The organism is Cupriavidus sp. 05T313 (genome assembly GCF_056396665.1).
The window spans coordinates 1-14,730 of the sequence record NZ_JBFTLX010000176.1; the positions used below are offsets into that span (position 1 = coordinate 1).

14 protein-coding genes are annotated in these 14,730 nt (G+C 65.8%); 8 read left to right on the top strand and 6 right to left on the bottom strand.

Annotated elements, in window-relative coordinates:
• The coding region (locus tag AC1DKD_RS29135) for an acyl-CoA dehydrogenase C-terminal domain-containing protein (protein ID WP_477144014.1) at window positions 1-171 on the top strand (171 nt) is incomplete at its 5' end.
• 53 nt (window positions 172-224) lie between these two features.
• Here the strand turns inward: AC1DKD_RS29135 and uraD are convergent.
• Together uraD and AC1DKD_RS29145 are read right to left on the bottom strand one after the other, a co-directional pair.
• Window positions 225-770, bottom strand: a complete 546-nt coding sequence (uraD, locus tag AC1DKD_RS29140; RefSeq protein WP_441636418.1) for a 2-oxo-4-hydroxy-4-carboxy-5-ureidoimidazoline decarboxylase — start codon at window positions 768-770, stop codon at window positions 225-227.
• Window positions 771-895: 125 nt separating this feature from the next.
• Window positions 896-1,846, bottom strand: coding sequence for a LysR family transcriptional regulator (locus AC1DKD_RS29145; protein ID WP_477144012.1), 951 nt, complete (start codon window positions 1,844-1,846; stop codon window positions 896-898).
• Between the two features lie 350 nt (window positions 1,847-2,196).
• On the opposite strand from AC1DKD_RS29145, the gene AC1DKD_RS29150 reads away from it, so the two are divergent.
• From AC1DKD_RS29150 to AC1DKD_RS29165, 4 genes are all read left to right on the top strand, one after another.
• A complete protein-coding gene (locus AC1DKD_RS29150) occupies window positions 2,197-3,555 on the top strand; it encodes an MFS transporter (RefSeq protein WP_441636422.1) in 1,359 nt (452 codons plus the stop codon).
• Between the two features lies 1 nt (window position 3,556).
• Window positions 3,557-4,105, top strand: coding sequence for a hydroxyisourate hydrolase (uraH, locus tag AC1DKD_RS29155; RefSeq protein ID WP_441636424.1), 549 nt, complete (start codon window positions 3,557-3,559; stop codon window positions 4,103-4,105).
• A 64-nt stretch (window positions 4,106-4,169) separates the two neighbouring features.
• Entirely contained in the window at window positions 4,170-4,505 is a 336-nt protein-coding gene (gene uraH / locus AC1DKD_RS29160) for a hydroxyisourate hydrolase (protein WP_441636426.1), read from the top strand.
• Between the two features lie 32 nt (window positions 4,506-4,537).
• Window positions 4,538-5,005 carry a nucleoside deaminase gene (locus tag AC1DKD_RS29165; protein ID WP_441636428.1) on the top strand — a complete coding sequence of 156 codons (468 nt, stop codon included), beginning with the start codon at window positions 4,538-4,540 and terminating at the stop codon, window positions 5,003-5,005.
• Window positions 5,006-5,131: 126 nt separating this feature from the next.
• Here AC1DKD_RS29165 and boxA read toward each other — a convergent pair whose 3' ends face one another.
• The 4 genes from boxA to AC1DKD_RS29185 form a co-directional block, all read right to left on the bottom strand.
• On the bottom strand, window positions 5,132-6,412 hold the full coding sequence (gene boxA, locus AC1DKD_RS29170) for a benzoyl-CoA 2,3-epoxidase subunit BoxA (RefSeq protein ID WP_477144013.1): 1,281 nt from the start codon (window positions 6,410-6,412) through the stop codon (window positions 5,132-5,134).
• A gap of 136 nt (window positions 6,413-6,548) precedes the next feature.
• A complete protein-coding gene (gene boxB / locus AC1DKD_RS29175; RefSeq protein WP_441636442.1) occupies window positions 6,549-7,976 on the bottom strand; it encodes a benzoyl-CoA 2,3-epoxidase subunit BoxB in 1,428 nt (475 codons plus the stop codon).
• A gap of 107 nt (window positions 7,977-8,083) precedes the next feature.
• On the bottom strand, window positions 8,084-9,742 hold the full coding sequence (gene boxC, locus AC1DKD_RS29180; protein WP_441636432.1) for a 2,3-epoxybenzoyl-CoA dihydrolase: 1,659 nt from the start codon (window positions 9,740-9,742) through the stop codon (window positions 8,084-8,086).
• Window positions 9,743-9,858: 116 nt separating this feature from the next.
• Entirely contained in the window at window positions 9,859-10,842 is a 984-nt protein-coding gene (locus AC1DKD_RS29185; RefSeq protein WP_441636434.1) for a helix-turn-helix transcriptional regulator, read from the bottom strand.
• A gap of 89 nt (window positions 10,843-10,931) precedes the next feature.
• Here AC1DKD_RS29185 and AC1DKD_RS29190 point away from each other — a divergent pair, with 89 nt between their 5' ends.
• The 3 genes from AC1DKD_RS29190 to AC1DKD_RS29200 are packed head-to-tail and all read left to right on the top strand — an operon-like array spanning window position 10,932 to window position 14,572.
• Window positions 10,932-11,396, top strand: coding sequence for a DUF4863 family protein (locus AC1DKD_RS29190; RefSeq protein ID WP_441636436.1), 465 nt, complete (start codon window positions 10,932-10,934; stop codon window positions 11,394-11,396).
• Window positions 11,397-11,406: 10 nt separating this feature from the next.
• Window positions 11,407-12,951, top strand: coding sequence for a 3,4-dehydroadipyl-CoA semialdehyde dehydrogenase (locus tag AC1DKD_RS29195; protein WP_441636438.1), 1,545 nt, complete (start codon window positions 11,407-11,409; stop codon window positions 12,949-12,951).
• A 49-nt stretch (window positions 12,952-13,000) separates the two neighbouring features.
• The gene (locus tag AC1DKD_RS29200; RefSeq protein WP_441636440.1) at window positions 13,001-14,572 is read left to right on the top strand and encodes a benzoate-CoA ligase family protein; all 1,572 of its coding nucleotides are present in this window, start codon (window positions 13,001-13,003) and stop codon (window positions 14,570-14,572) included.
• Window positions 14,573-14,730: the final 158 nt, after the last annotated feature.

A 14,730-nucleotide genomic window follows, 5' to 3' on the forward strand; every position in this document is an offset into this window, starting at 1 on the left:
GCGATGCTGGCCGCGGATGCGAAGCGTGGCGAGGATCCTTCCTTCAGCGATGCCAAGATCGCGACCGCGCATTTCTTCGCGGAGCACATCCTGTCGCAGGCGTCGGCCTTGCGCGATGCCGTCGTGGCAGGCGCGGTGCCGGTCAATGCGTTGAGCGAAGCGCAGTTCTGAGATCGCCCGGTAGCAGGCAAATAAGAAAGGCGGCCCGGCGGGGCCGCCTTTTCTCATTTTCCCTGCACAGGGTGACCCGCCGCAAACCCGATGCAGCGCTGCAGCCTCCCGCGGGTAATGGCCTGCACATGGTCCAGGGCTTCCTCCAGCTCGCGCGCGGTGCTGCGGCCGGTGCGCTTCTCCAGTTCGAAGAAGATTCCGTCCCGCGTGTAATGCCGCACGCAGATGATGAAGGGAAAGCCATGCCGCACCTGATAAGCCTGGTTCATCGACTGCAGTTGTGCTTCCTCGCTTTCCGCCAGCCCATCCAGCCCCGCGCTCTTTTGCTCGGCGCTCGACGCCTCGGTCAGCGCGCCGGCGCGGATGGCACGCGCCGAGAGCGGCGGATGGCGGCACAGGAAAGCGGTCTGGGCCGCCTCGTCGCGGCGGCGGATCGCGGCCATCATCGCGTCGTGCAGCGCGGCAACCGTGGGGAAGGGGCGCGCCTCCCAGGCCGCTTCGGCCACTTCGGGAGAATGTTCGAACACGTCGCCCAGGGCACGCGTGAACGTGGCTTTGTCCATGGCATTGATGGCGTGGAGGTCGTGGTTCGCTTGCATGGGATGTCGTCGTCCGGTTTCGGGGGTGAGATGAATCGATGCGCCGAGTATAGGGACGAAGGCGGTCCGGGCAGGAGGGGCTGGCTCCTATAACACGTATAGCAATTCCGGATGGGGCCGCGCCGCTAGGCCTGCCTGGGCATGTCGCGCAGGCGCCGGAGTTCCTCGGAGGCATCGGTCAGCAAGCCACGCAGCCACACGTGCGAGGCAGAGCGATGGCGCGACGGGTGCCACAACTGGTAGAACCGCATGAACGGGAACGAGATCGGGGAGCCGACGATGGCGAGCGGCAGGCTCGCCGCGTAGTAGTTGGCGAAATGCCGCGCGGTGGTCAGGATCAGGTCCGTGCCCGGGATCAGGTTGGGCGCCAGGCTGAAATACGGGCAACTGACCTTGCGGTCGCGGTGCAGCCGCAGCGTGCCCAGGCCGRTCTCCACCACGCCGCGCTGGCCGCGCGAATATGGCATCRGCACGATGTGCGGCGCCTGCAGATAGGCTTCGGCCGTCATCTTGCCCGCTTTCGCCAGCGGATTGTCGTCGGCGAGCACGCAGACGACTTCGTCTTCGAGCAGCACCGACAGATGCAGGTGCTCGGGCGGGCTGGGCCAGTTGCCGATCACGATATCCACGGTACCTTCCGCCAGGGCCTGTTCATAGTCATATTGCGGCCCGAGCGCCTGCGTCACCAGCCTGGCCCGCGGCGCCGATGCCCTGAACGCCTTCACCACGTGCGCGAAGAAGGTCGGAGCCAGGTAGTCCGGCATCGCCACCGTGAAGTTCTGTTCCGTGGTGGCGGGATCGAAGGCTTCCTCGTCGACCAGCAGCTTGTCCAGCGCGACCAGCGCGGCCTGGGCGCTGCGGGCCAGTTGCACCGCGCGCTCGGTCGGCACCATCACGTTCTTTTCCCGGTTCAGCAGCGGGTCGCCGAAGATTTCGCGCAGCCGTTTGAGCGCCGCGCTGATGGCGGGCTGGGACTGGTTGAGGCGGATCGCCGTGCGCGATACGCTTTGTTCCGCGATCAGCGTGCACAACACACGCAGCAGATAGGTGTCGAACGGGTCGTCTGCTCGGATCACTCCAACACTCCTTGTTCGGGACATGCCCGGCGGCCCGGATCGCCCGACAACTGGCGCCGCACACGATTGTCCGCCGACAAAACCGGGCTGACGCGGCGCGCTTCGCCGCTCCCTCCTTCTACCATCGATGCGCCGCCAGGCGCGATTCGGTCGAACCCGGACACTTGCCTGCGCCTCAGGCGTCTCATACGCCCCGGTTACCGACACGGATGCGACACCGGTCCGCCACGGATATCAACTCTGATATGCGCTCTATAGCAGGCCCCCGGTTAACTTTGCGCGGCGCGCTCATGTACTCTGCCTCAAAGCAAATGCAGCCCGCATGTACGGGACTCAACCAAGGAGACACCATGTCTGCAACAGAGCAGATCGCCCCTCTTTACACCGCCAGCGCGGCCGGCACGGAGGACAGCGTCTATCGCAAGGTTTCATGGCGGCTGCTGCCGTTTCTCGGCGTGCTGTGGATTCTCGCCTGGCTCGATCGCGTCAACATCGGCTTCGCCAAGCTGCAGATGCTGGATGCCCTGCGCTTCAGCGAGGCGGTCTACGGCTTGGGCGCGGGGATTTTCTTCCTGGGCTACTTCCTGTTCGAAGTGCCGTCGAACATGCTGCTGCAAAAGATCGGCGCGAAGAAGACCGTGATGCGCATCACCATCGGCTGGGGCGTGATCTGCATGCTGCAGTCGCTGGTCACCACGCCCACGCAGTTCTATGTGCTGCGCTTCCTGCTCGGCGCCTTCGAGGCAGGCTTCTATCCGGGCGTGATCCTCTATCTCACTTACTGGTATCCGAGTGAGCGCCGCGCGCGGGCATTCGGCACCTTCATGTCGGCATCGGCGATCGCCGGCGTGCTGGGCGGCCCGATCGCGGGCTGGATCATGACGTCGATGGCCGGGGTCAACGGCATGCATGGATGGCAATGGCTGTTCGTGCTCGAAGGCATTCCCTCGGTGCTGGCCGGCGTGGTGGCCTTTTTCTACATGACTGACAGGCCGGAGCAGGCCGGCTGGCTCAACACGGAAGAAAAGCGCGTGATCCGCGAAGGGCTGGAGCGCGACAACCTGGCGCTGGGCGAGCGCGGCACCGACTGGCGCACGCTGTTCCGCAATCCCAAGGTCTGGCTGCTGATCGCCATCTTCTTCTGCCTGCTGTGCGCGAACTCGACCCTGACGTTCTGGATTCCCACCATCATCAAGGACGTGGGCTTTACGACACCGGTCGCCATCGGCTGGATCGCCGCGCTGGCCTACCTGTGCGGCGCCGTTGGCATGATCGCCAACGGCGCGCATTCGGACCGCAGGAAGGAGGTGCGGTGGCACTTCAGCGCACCCGCCATCTGCGGCGCCCTGGCCATGGGCACGCTGGCGCTGTTGATGGACTTTGGCAGCCTTTCGCCGGTCTTTGCGCTGCTGGCCATGACCATCGCGCTGGCCGGGACCATGAGCGCCATCCCCGTGTTCTGGCAACTGCCCAACCGCTTCCTGGCCGGTGGCGCGGCGGCGGTGGGCGTGGCGCTGATCAACTCGGTGTCCAATCTCGCGGGCTTCGGCGCGCCCTACCTGATGGGCCTGGTGAAGAACGCCACGGGACGCATTGCACCGGGGCTTTACCTGGTGGCCGCCATCGAACTGCTGGCAGCCATCCTTGTGCTCATCGGGATCGCAGCCACCGTCAACACCATGAAGTCCAGGAAGACCCAGGAGGCCTGAGATGAAAGACCATCGCATCGATTCCAACGCGCTTGCCGAACACGTCGATCAGCCCCGCAGGCAGTTCGCCATCGGCAGCGCCTTGTTCGGCAGCGGCATGCTGCTGGCTGCAAGCGGCCTGGCGGCAACGCCGCAGGCACCCGCGGGCACGCCGGCCCCGGCGCAGGACGCAGGCCCGATCGTGCTGCATGGCGTGAGCCCGCGGCTGACCATCCATACGCTCGACACTTACCATGGCGTGCCCGCCACCGGCTTGCGCGTGGACTTCTCCGTGCTGAAGGACGGCAAGCCCACGCTGCTGCGCTCGCTGACGATCAACGCAAACGGCCGCGTGGACGAGCCCCTGCTGATCGACGACAGCTACCGCGCCGGCAGCTACGAACTCCTGCTGCACGTGGACGACTACTTTGCAATGCGCCAGGCGAAGCTGCCGCGGCCGGGTTTCCTGTCCAAGGTACCGATCCGCTTCCAGGTCGCGGATACGCGCGAGCGCATCCACCTGCCGGTGCAGTTCGGGCCGTGGAGCTATACCTACTACCGCGGCAGCTGAAGACAACGGCCCGGGACAACGGCACGAACACTCTCACTGACTCTCTCAACTACGGAGCAAGCAGATGGCAGGCATCAGCACACACGTACTCGATCTCGCCAGCGGCCGGCCCATCGCGGGCATGCAGATCGACCTCTTCGACCTGGGCACGTCGCCGCCCACGCTGCTCAACAGCACGCGCAGCAACGCCGACGGGCGCACGGACGCGCCCATGCTGCCGGCGCCGCAGGCGCGCGCCGGCGAGTTTGAGCTGCGCTTCCAGGTCGGCGCGCATTTCAAGGCGGCCAGCGCCTTTGCCGACGTGATCCCGGTGCGGTTCTCGGTAGCCGACCCCAAGCAGCACTACCACGTGCCACTGCTGTGCTCGCCGTGGTGCTTTTCCACCTACCGCGGCAGTTGAAACAACCTGAAATCTTTCCCCGGAGTCCACGCATGACACAAGCAGAACAACACCTCATCGAATCGATCCGCCTGGCCATGGGCAATGTCCGGGAGCGCAACACCTGGCCCTTCGGCGCGGTGGTGGTCAGGAACGGCGAGGTCATTGCAAAGGCGGTCAACGAAGTGGATGCCACCTGCGACCCGACCGCCCACGCCGAGATGCAGGCCGTGCGCGCGGCCGGAGCCGCGCTGGGCAAGCCGGATCTCACCGGCTGCACGGTGTACGCCAGCGGCTATCCCTGCCCGATGTGCCTGACCGCGATGTACCTGGCGGGCGTCGGCAAGGTCTACTACGCCTACTCCAATGAAGCCGGCGCGCCGTACGACCTGTCGGCCGAGCGCGGCTACATTGAACTGGCAAAGCCGGTGGCGGAGCGGGAAATGGCGCTGGAGTGCATCCCCGTTCGCGATGAAGGCGAGGACCTGTATGAGGCCTGGCACAAGCGCCAGGCCGTCTGACCCGCGGGCAGGAACCGGGGTGCATCAGGAGAACCGCGTGATTGCGTCGCTTAGTTATGGGTTTTGAGCAACAGGCATGGTCCGGGTGTGGCGCGTCGTTCCCGGCGGGCGCCCACCCTTAATAGATCAATACGTCTCCAGATGCAACCGCCCATCCTTCTTCAACGCGGCGCCGACGGTGTCCCACGACAACCCCGCCTGTTCCGCCACATCCTTCAACGCCAGCACAACCCCCTCCTCCATGCTCTTCAGCCCGCAAACATAAAAGCAGGTGTTCGGATCAGCAAGCAAGGGCCCCAGGTCGGCGGCGCGTTCGCGCATCACGTCCTGCACATAGCGCTTGGGTTGACCCGGTGTACGCGAGAAGGCGAAGTTGGTGTCGATGAAGTCCTTGGGCAGGCTCTGCAGCGGTCCGAAGTACGGCAACTCCTCCTGCGTGCGCGCACCGAAAAACAACATCAGCTTGCCCCCCTCGAACTTCCCGGACTTGCGCAACCGCCTGCGCCATTCGGTCATGGCCCGCATAGGCGCGCTGCCGGTACCCGTGCAAATCATCACGATATTCGAGCGCGGATGATTCGGCATCAGGAAGCTCGCGCCAAACGGCCCGATCACCTCCACCTTGTCCCCCACCTTCAGATCGCACATATAGTTTGACGCCACCCCGCGCACCGGATTGCCCTGGTGGTCCTCCAGCACCCGCTTGATGGTCAGCGAGATATTGTTATATCCCGGGCGCTCGCCATTGCGCGGACTGGCAAGCGAATACTGCCGCGCATGGTGCGGCCGGCCGCTGGCATCCACACCAGGCGGCACGATGCCGATCGACTGGCCTTCCAGCACCGGGAAAGGCGAAGTGCCGAAGTCCAGCACAATGTGGTGCGTATCGTACTCGCGGCCGACTTCGGTCACGCGTGCATTGCCGGTGACGGTAGCGGTGATCGAGCGGGACGCGGCCTTGGCGCCGTAGAGATTGGTATAGGCGTGCGCGGCCGACCACGGCGGCACGGTGGCGCCAGACTGCGCGCTGTTGAATACGTCGTCGCCGGTGACGGCGGCAGGCAGCGTCACCGCCGCGGATTCAAGGACCGGCTCGGCATCCGCCGCCACGCCTTCGGCAGCCAGTTGCTCGGCTGACATCTCGTCAGGCAGCGTCTCCCAGCCAAGTTGCTCCGTGATGCTGTAGGCCTTGACGCGCGGCATGGTGCGCCAGTTGTCGATSGMWCCGGTMGGGCACGGCGAGATGCAGGCCATGCAGGAGTTGCACTTGTCGGCATCGACCACGTAGTTGCGGGAATCGTGGGTGATGGCCGAGACCGGGCAGGTAGCCTCGCAGGTATTGCAGCGAATGCAGATCTCGGGGTCGATCAGGTGCTGCCTGATGACCTGGATGTCGGACATGTCCATGGCAATCTCCGGGGGTGAAGCGGCCCCTGTGGCCGGGGCCTTCGGGCGTGGGGTCCAGCAGTCCCCCGCCCTTGTCGCTTGTCGCTTGTCGCTTGTCGCTTGTCGCTTGTCGCTTGTCTCTTTTCTCTTGTGCCGCTCAGTTGAAGCGCACGTACTCGAAATCCACCGGCTGGCGGTTGATGCCCATCACCGGCGGCGCGATCCAGCCGGCGAACTTGCCCGGCTCGACCACGCGGCCCATCAGGCTGGCCACGAAGGCGCGGTCGGTCTCGCTCGGCAGCCATTGGTCGACGTTCGCCTTCCATTCGGCGTCCGAGATCACCCGGCCTTCCGGCGCGATCTTCACGCCGGAAAGCGCGCCGATATTGCGGTGGAACGCCTTGTGCGGCACCTTCAGGCGGAACGGGATGCCGGCCTTGTCGATGACCCGGTTCCAGCGCTCCACACCGGCAACGCTATCCTTGATGTAGTCGTCGCGCAATACCTCGTTGAGCGCGTTGAGCATCGGCACTTCCTTCTCGACAAGCTGGCCGCCCACCGCCTGCAGGACCTTGTAGGTCTGGCCCTTGAGCACGTGATCGTCGGTGCGCTTGCCTTCCTCGTAGCGGCCCTTGAGGCCGGTGCTGTAGAAGGTGGCGGCGTTGCTTGACTCATCCGCGCCGAACAGGTCGATGGTCACGCTGTAGTGGAAGTTCAGGTAGCGCTGGATGGTGGGCAGGTCGATCACGCCGGCGGCGCGCAGCCTGGCGGGATCGTCGGTCTTCAGTTCGTTCATCACCTGGCAAGTGCGCTGGATCACGCGCGAGATGCCGCTCTCGCCGACGAACATGTGATGCGCTTCCTCGGTCAGCATGAACTTGGTGGTGCGGGCGAGCGGATCGAAAGCGCTTTCGGCCAGTGCGCACAACTGGAACTTGCCGTCGCGGTCGGTGAAGTAGGTGAACATGAAGAACGACAGCCAGTCCGGGGTCTCTTCATTGAACGCCTGCAGGATGCGCGGATTGTCCTGCTGGCCGCTGCGGCGCTCCAGCAGCGCTTCGCCCTCTTCGCGGCCGTCGCGGCCGAAGTATTTGTGCAGCAGGTAGACCATCGCCCACAGGTGGCGGCCTTCCTCCACGTTGACCTGGAACAGGTTGCGCAGGTCGTACATGCTCGGCGCGGTCAGGCCGAGGTGGCGCTGCTGCTCCACCGACGCGGGTTCGGTATCGCCCTGGGTCACGATGATGCGGCGCAGGTTGGCGCGGTATTCACCGGGCACGTCCTGCCAGGCATCCTCGCCCTTGTGGTCGCCGAAATGGATCTTGCGGTCGGCTTCGGCCGGGTTCAGGAAAATGCCCCAGCGATAGTCCGGCATCTTCACATGGCCGAAGTGCGCCCAGCCCTGCGGATCGACGCTGATGGCGGTGCGCAGGTAGATGTCGAAGTTCTGCGAGCCATCCGGCCCCATGTCGTTCCACCAGCTCAGGTAATTGGGCTGCCATTGCTCGAGCGCGCGCTGCAGCGTGCGGTCTTCGCTGAGGTTGACGTTGTTGGGGATCTTGTCGCTGTAGTTGATGCTGGACATCATGGTCTCCGAAGCTGGCTGTGCATGTGGTGGCGCGTGTTCGATTTCAGGTGCGGCGCCCCACCCGGACATGCGCCGCACGACGATGCTTTAACTAAAGAACAACGTCAGACGCGATTCCAGTCGAACGCGGCCTTGTCGCCCTTGCCGTAGACCTTGAGCGCGCCCTTCTCGCCGACGGCGTTGGGACGCTGGAAGATCCAGTTCTGCCAGGCGGTAAGCCGCCCGAAGATGCGGGTGAACATGTTCTCCTGGCCGTTGAAGCGCAGGTTGGCTTCCATGCCAGTCAGCGCATCGGGGGACATGGACGCGCGCTCTTCCAGCGCAATGCGCACTTCGTCGGTCCAGTCGATATCGTCCGGGTTGGCGGTGACGAGGCCGACCGCGAACGCAGCGTCGGCGTCGAGCGGCTGGCCGGCCCTGGCGCGCACCGCATCCAGCGCCGGTTGTTCGTCGTAGAAGCGGCGGCCCAGGCGGCTCTGACCGGTCACCATCGGGTACAAGCCGAAATTGGTCTCGGCCACGGTGATCTTCGGGGCGCGCGCTTCGTCGTCCGGCAGCGCCAGGTGGTAGCTGCGGTCGCAAGCCAGCGCCAGTTCGAGGAACGTGCCGGCAAAGCAGGAGCCCGGCTCGATCAGCGCGAACAGGCTGCGCGATGACACATCCAGCCGCGAGAAGGTACGGCGCAGCAGGCCGATGGTTTCGCGCACCAGCCAGTGATCCTTGTTGGCAAGCAGCGTGGCGTCCATGGCCAGCACGTTGGCGGCATCGCCTTCGGTCTTGATCAGCCAGGTGCCGATGTCGAGCTCGTTGGTGCGCATCGACAGGATGGCGTCTTCCAGTTCGCGCGCCAGTTGCAGCGGATACCAGGCGGCGCCGGCTTCGGCGATGGCGCTGACGCTTTGCGGTTGCGGGCCCGACGGCGCCTTGACGGTGAAGCTGGCCTTGCGTCCGGCGCGGTCGATCTCCACGGTGACGTGCGTGTAGCGCAAGGCATCGTCTTCCAGCGTGCGCGCAACCGGCGTCAGCGCCACGCCGCTCGCACCGGCCGGACGGTCGCTCTGCGCGGCCAGGGCCAGCGCGCGTTCCTGCACTTTCTGCGCGAACACGGCGGGCTTGGCGATGTCGTCCACCAGGCGCCAGTCCTTGGCGCGTTGGCCGCGCACGCCTTCGGTGGTGGTGCAGAAGATATCGGCGAGGTCGTGGCGCACGTGGCGCTTGTCAGTCACGCGGGTCAGGCCGCCGGTGCCGGGCAGCACGCCCAGCAGCGGCACTTCGGGCAGGCTCACGGCGGAGGAGCGGTCATCGACGAGGATGATCTCGTCGCAGGCCAGCGCCAGTTCATAGCCGCCGCCCGCGCAGGCGCCGTTGACCGCGGCGAGGAACTTCAGGCCGCTGTGCTTCGACGAATCCTCCAGCCCGTTGCGCGTTTCGTTGGTGAACTTGCAGAAGTTCACCTTCCAGGCATGGCTGCTGACGCCCAGCATGAAGATGTTGGCGCCGGAGCAGAACACCTTGTCCTTGCCGCTGGTGAGCACCACGGTACGCACCTCGGGATGCTCGAAGCGGATGCGGTTGACCGCATCGTTCAGTTCGATGTCGACGCCGAGATCGTAGCTGTTGAGCTTGAGCTTGTAGCCGGGGCGCAGGCCAGCGTTCTCGTCAATGTCCACCGCCAGCGTCGCAACGGGACCGTCGAACGTCAGCTTGAGGTGCTTGTATTGGGACGGGTCGGTCTGGTAGTCGACGCGGGGGGCGGTAGTCATGAGTGTCTCCTCAGCGATGAAGCACAATAGTGCATGGGTCGTGATTCAGTGAAAGAACTATAGTTCATGTGCTGAAAAACAGTCAAGCAATATTGTGCATCTTTCGGAGGAGAGGCTCAGACGGGCAGTTGCAAGGCGTAACGCACGCGCTCCCGGAGCGCGAGGAAGGTGGATTCGAGCGGTTCCGCGCTGGTGTCGACCGTGAAATCCGCCTTGGAATAGAAGGCAGCGCGGCCAGCCAGGATGTGCCGCAGGTCTTCCATCGCCTCCTTGCTGGCCGCCATCGGGCGGAAGTCCCCCTGGGCGCGCACGCGGTTCATGTGATCTTCCGGGCTGGCCTGCAGCCACACCGTGGTGCAGTGGGCCAGCAGCAGGTTGAAGGTCGCCGGGTCCGACACCAGCCCGCCCGGCGTGGCGATCACTGCCTCCGGATAGATCTGGATGGCTTCCTCCAGGGCGCGCCGCTCGTAGCGGCGGTAGGCGTTCATGCCATAGAGGCCCTGGATTTCCGAGATGCTGCAGCCGGCAAACTTCTCAATTTCGCGGCTCAGCTCGACAAAGGGGAAGCCAAGATCCTCGGCCAGCATGCCGCCAAGCGTGGATTTGCCGGCGCCGCGCAGCCCGATCAGCGCCACGCGCGGGCTGCGCGCGGCATTGCCGCCGCCGGTGCCCAGCATCTCGCCCACGGCGATGCGCACGCGCCGCAGCGTGCCTTCGTCGCGGTGTTCGAGCAGTTCCCTGATCAGCAGCCATTCCGGCGAAGAGGTCGACACGTCGCCCAGCAACTCCGCCAGCGAGCAATGCAGCGCCGAGGCGATCTGCAGCAGTACCAGGATGGATGCGTTGCCGCTGCCGTACTCCAGGTTGGCGAGATGCCGCTCCGAGACGCCGGCCGCCAGCGCCGTGGCCTTGCGCGTCAAACCCCGCCGCGCGCGCAGCTCGCGCACGCGCTCGCCCAGCGCGACGAGAAAGGCATTTTTCTCATGGGAGCCGGCTTCGGTGCTGGCGCCGTTGCCGTGCGCGGCATCGGCATCCCTGTCGTCTTTGGCATCGCGGGCATCCCGCGTTAACCCGGCTTCATGCAATATAGTGCTTGACATGGTTTGGTGACGGCTCTATGTTTCATTCATGCACAATAATGCATGAAACGCGGGTATGCAACCTGGCTAAGTCTAACGGAGCGTCTTTCATGTCCCCCACCGAATTCCGCGAGCAGATCGCGCGGCTCACGGCCCGCATTGCCGGCCGCCCTCTCGATGCCTCCCTGGATGCCTGGCTCAATGCCGAACACGGCGTCGGCAGCCCTACCTATAGCGCACTGAAGAACGCCTGCGAGACCGGCGTGGCCGAGGGCTGGCTGTGCGACCGCGAGGGCGGCGGCATCCGCTATGGCCGCATCTTCAAGCCGGCCGCCGACCTGCATGGCTTTTCGGTCGACGTGGTCGATATGCAGGACATCGCCGGCCCGCATCACACCCATCCCAATGGCGAGATCGACCTGATCGTGCCGGTCGATGCCGGCGCCGAGTTCGACGGCCGCCCCGCCGGCTGGCTGGTCTGCCCGCCGGGCAGCGCGCACCGGCCCACCGTCACCCGTGGGCGCGCGCTCGTCCTTTACCTGCTGCCCGAAGGCCGCATCGACTTCACCCGCTGAGAACCGCCCCATGACCGAATTGCTTTCCAACTATCTTGGCGGCCGCTGGCAGGCCGGCTCCGGCAACGGTACGACGCTGTCCGACCCCGTCCTCGGCGATGCCCTGGTGCGCGTCGATGCCACCGGGCTCGACCTCGCGGCGGGCTTTGCCTTTGCGCGGGAGCAAGGCGGTGCCGCATTGCGCGCCATGACCTATCGCGAGCGCGCCGCCATGCTGGCCGCCGCGCAGAAGATCCTGCAAGCCAACCGAGATGCGTATTACGAGATCGCCACCGCCAACAGCGGCACCGTGCACAACGATTCCGCGGTGGATATCGATGGCGGCATCTTTACCCTCGGCACCTATGCGAAGCTCGGCGAGTCGCTGGGCGACCGCCGCTACCTGATCGACGGCGATGCCGCGCGCCTCGGCAAGGATCCGCTCTTCCAGTCGCAACATGTGCTGGCACCCACGCGCGGCGTGGCGCTCTTCATCAATGCCTTCAATTTCCCGGGCTGGGGGTTGTGGGAGAAGGCCGCGCCGGCGCTGCTGTCGGGCGTGCCCGTGATCGTGAAGCCGGCGACGGCCACCGCGTGGCTGACCCAGCGCATGGTGAAAGATGTGGTCGAGGCGGGCGTGTTGCCGCCCGGCGCGCTCTCCGTGGTGTGCGGCAGCGCGGCCGGACTGCTCGACCAGTTGCAGCCATTCGACGTCGTCTCCTTCACCGGCTCGGCCGAGACTGCCGCGCTGATCCGCTCGCATGCCGCGGTGACGCAACGCTCGGTACGCGTCAATATCGAGGCCGACAGCGTCAACTCGGCCCTGCTGCTGCCTGGCGAGGCCGCAGGCAGCGAAGCACTGGATCTGCTCGCCAAGGAAGCCGCGCGGGAAATGACCGTCAAGTCCGGGCAGAAATGCACGGCCATCCGCCGCATCTTCGTGCCCGAGGCCTTGTATGGCGCTGCCGCCGAAGCCATCGGGGCACGCCTGCGCAAGACCACGGTCGGGAATCCCCGCAACGAGTCGGTGCGCATGGGCGCCCTGGTCAGCCGGACGCAACTCGCGTCCGTGCGCGAAGGGCTCGGCTATCTGCAGGCGCAAACCGAAGTGCTGCACGACGGCGCCACGCATGCGCTGGTCGATGCCGACCCTGCCGTGGCCTGCTGCATCGGCCCCACGCTGCTGGGCGCGCGCGATGCGGACGCCGCCGGTCGCGTCCACGACACCGAGGTGTTTGGCCCCGTGGCCACGCTGCTGCCCTACCGCGACGGCGCCCATGCGCTGGCCCTGGTGCGCCGGGGCCAGGGATCGCTGGTGGCGTCGCTGTATGGCAGCGATCCCGCAGCGCTGGCCGCCATCGCCGTCGAACTTGCCGACAGCCACGGACGCGTCCACGTGATCTCCCCCGAGGTGGCCCAGTTGCACACCGGCCACGGCAACGTCATGCCGCAGTCGCTGCATGGCGGCCCCGGCCGCGCCGGCGGTGGCGAAGAGCTGGGCGGGTTGCGCGCGCTGAACTTCTATCACCGGCGCAGCGCCGTACAGGCCGGCACCCATGTGCTGGAACGCCTGTAGGCGCGCGCCGCCGGCGAAATCAATACACCACCGATACGGGGAGACACGCATGACAGCCGAACCACAGGTCCAGCCGCCCGGGACGCCGTTCAACTTCGCCCAGCACCTGATCGCGTGCAATGCGCAGCGGCCTGGCAAGGTTGCCTATATCGACGACCATGGCCACATGCGCTATGGCGAACTGGCCGACCGCATCCGCCGGCTCGCTGCCGCGCTGCAGGCTTGCGGCATCCACCGCGAAGAGCGCGTGCTGTTGCTGATGCACGATTGCAATGACTGGCCGGTGTGCTTCCTCGGCGCGATATACGCGGGCATYGTGCCGGTGGCGGTCAACACCCTGCTCACCGCCGATGACTACGCCTATATGCTGCAGCACAGCCGCGCGCAGGCGGTGCTGGTTTCGGGCGCGCTGCTGCCCGTGCTGCAGGAAGCCATCGCCCAGGGCGGCCATGAGATCGGGCGCGTGATCGTCTCCCGGCCCGCCGGGCCGCTTGCGCACGGCATGATCGCGCTCGATGCGCTGATCGATGGCCACGCGCCGCTACCGGCGCCGGCTGGTACCGGCCCCGACGATCCCGGCTTCTGGCTCTATTCGTCGGGCTCCACCGGGCGTCCCAAAGGCGTGCTGCACAGCCAGGGCAATCCGTACTGGACCGCCGAGCTTTACGCGAAGCCCATCCTCTCATTGTGCGAGAGCGATATCTGCTTCTCGGCGGCCAAGCTCTACTTCGCCTACGGGCTCGGCAACGGCCTCAGCTTCCCGCTCAGCGTGGGCGCTACCGTTGTGCTGATGGCCGAACGGCCGACGCCGGACGCCACCTTCAAGCGCTGGCTGGAAAACCAGCCGACCGTGTTCTTCGGCGCGCCCACCGGCTACGCGGGCATGCTCGCCGCGCCCGGGCTGCCGCAGCGGGAACAGGTCTCGCTGCGCCTGTGCTCATCCGCCGGCGAGGCCTTGCCGGCCGACATCGGCGAGCGTTTCACCGCGCGCTTCGGCTGCGAGATCATCGACGGCATCGGCTCGACGGAAATGCTGCATATCTTCCTGTCCAACCGTCCGGGACAGGTACGCTACGGCACCACCGGCTGGCCGGTACCCGGCTATGTGGTCGAACTGCGCGACGAAGACGGCCGGCCGGTGCCCGACGGCGACGTCGGCGACCTCTATATCCAGGGCCCGAGCGCGGCGCTGATGTACTGGGGCAACCGCGAGAAATCGCGCGAGACCTTCCGCGGCGGCTGGACCAAGAGCGGCGACAAATACGTACGCAACGCCGACGGCAGCTACAGCTACGCTGGCCGCAGCGACGACATGCTCAAAGTCAGCGGCATCTATGTATCCCCCTTCGAAGTGGAAGCCACGCTGATGGTGCACCCCTCGGTGCTCGAAGCCGCCGTGATCGGCGTCCCCGACGAAGCGGGCCTCACCAAGACCAAAGCCTTCGTGGTGCTCAAACCCGGCGCGCAGGTGAGCGAGACGGAGCTGAAAGCCTTCGTCAAGGAACGGCTGGCGCCATACAAATACCCTCGCATCATCGAGTTCATGGACGCGCTGCCGAAGACAGCCACGGGGAAGATACAGCGGTTCAGGCTGCGGGAGATGGAAAGCGCGCCAGCGTGAGAAACAAAGCGGGAGAGGGAGCCAACCGGCGCAAAGAATAAGAGCGATGCGAAGCGAGCCCCCCAAGCGATGCGAAGCGAGCCGTCAAGGTGTACCAGGCCGTATGGGGCGCCTCGTCGGCAGGCAAAAAGAGCGGAAAAGAGGGGGCCATGTCTGAG

Excerpts from the sequence above, each read along its gene's own strand:
- AC1DKD_RS29150 (WP_441636422.1), top strand. The coding sequence starts at position 2,197 with ATGTCTGCAACAGAGCAGATCGCCCCTCTTTACACCGCCAGCGCGGCC.
- AC1DKD_RS29165 (WP_441636428.1), top strand. The coding sequence starts at position 4,538 with ATGACACAAGCAGAACAACACCTCATCGAATCGATCCGCCTGGCCATG.
- AC1DKD_RS29185 (WP_441636434.1), bottom strand. The coding sequence starts at position 10,842 with ATGTCAAGCACTATATTGCATGAAGCCGGGTTAACGCGGGATGCCCGC.
- AC1DKD_RS29190 (WP_441636436.1), top strand. The coding sequence starts at position 10,932 with ATGTCCCCCACCGAATTCCGCGAGCAGATCGCGCGGCTCACGGCCCGC.
- boxC (WP_441636432.1), bottom strand. The coding sequence starts at position 9,742 with ATGACTACCGCCCCCCGCGTCGACTACCAGACCGACCCGTCCCAATAC.
- uraH (WP_441636426.1), top strand. The coding sequence starts at position 4,170 with ATGGCAGGCATCAGCACACACGTACTCGATCTCGCCAGCGGCCGGCCC.
- uraD (WP_441636418.1), bottom strand. The coding sequence starts at position 770 with ATGCAAGCGAACCACGACCTCCACGCCATCAATGCCATGGACAAAGCC.
- boxB (WP_441636442.1), bottom strand. The coding sequence starts at position 7,976 with ATGTCCAGCATCAACTACAGCGACAAGATCCCCAACAACGTCAACCTC.
- AC1DKD_RS29195 (WP_441636438.1), top strand. The coding sequence starts at position 11,407 with ATGACCGAATTGCTTTCCAACTATCTTGGCGGCCGCTGGCAGGCCGGC.
- uraH (WP_441636424.1), top strand. The coding sequence starts at position 3,557 with ATGAAAGACCATCGCATCGATTCCAACGCGCTTGCCGAACACGTCGAT.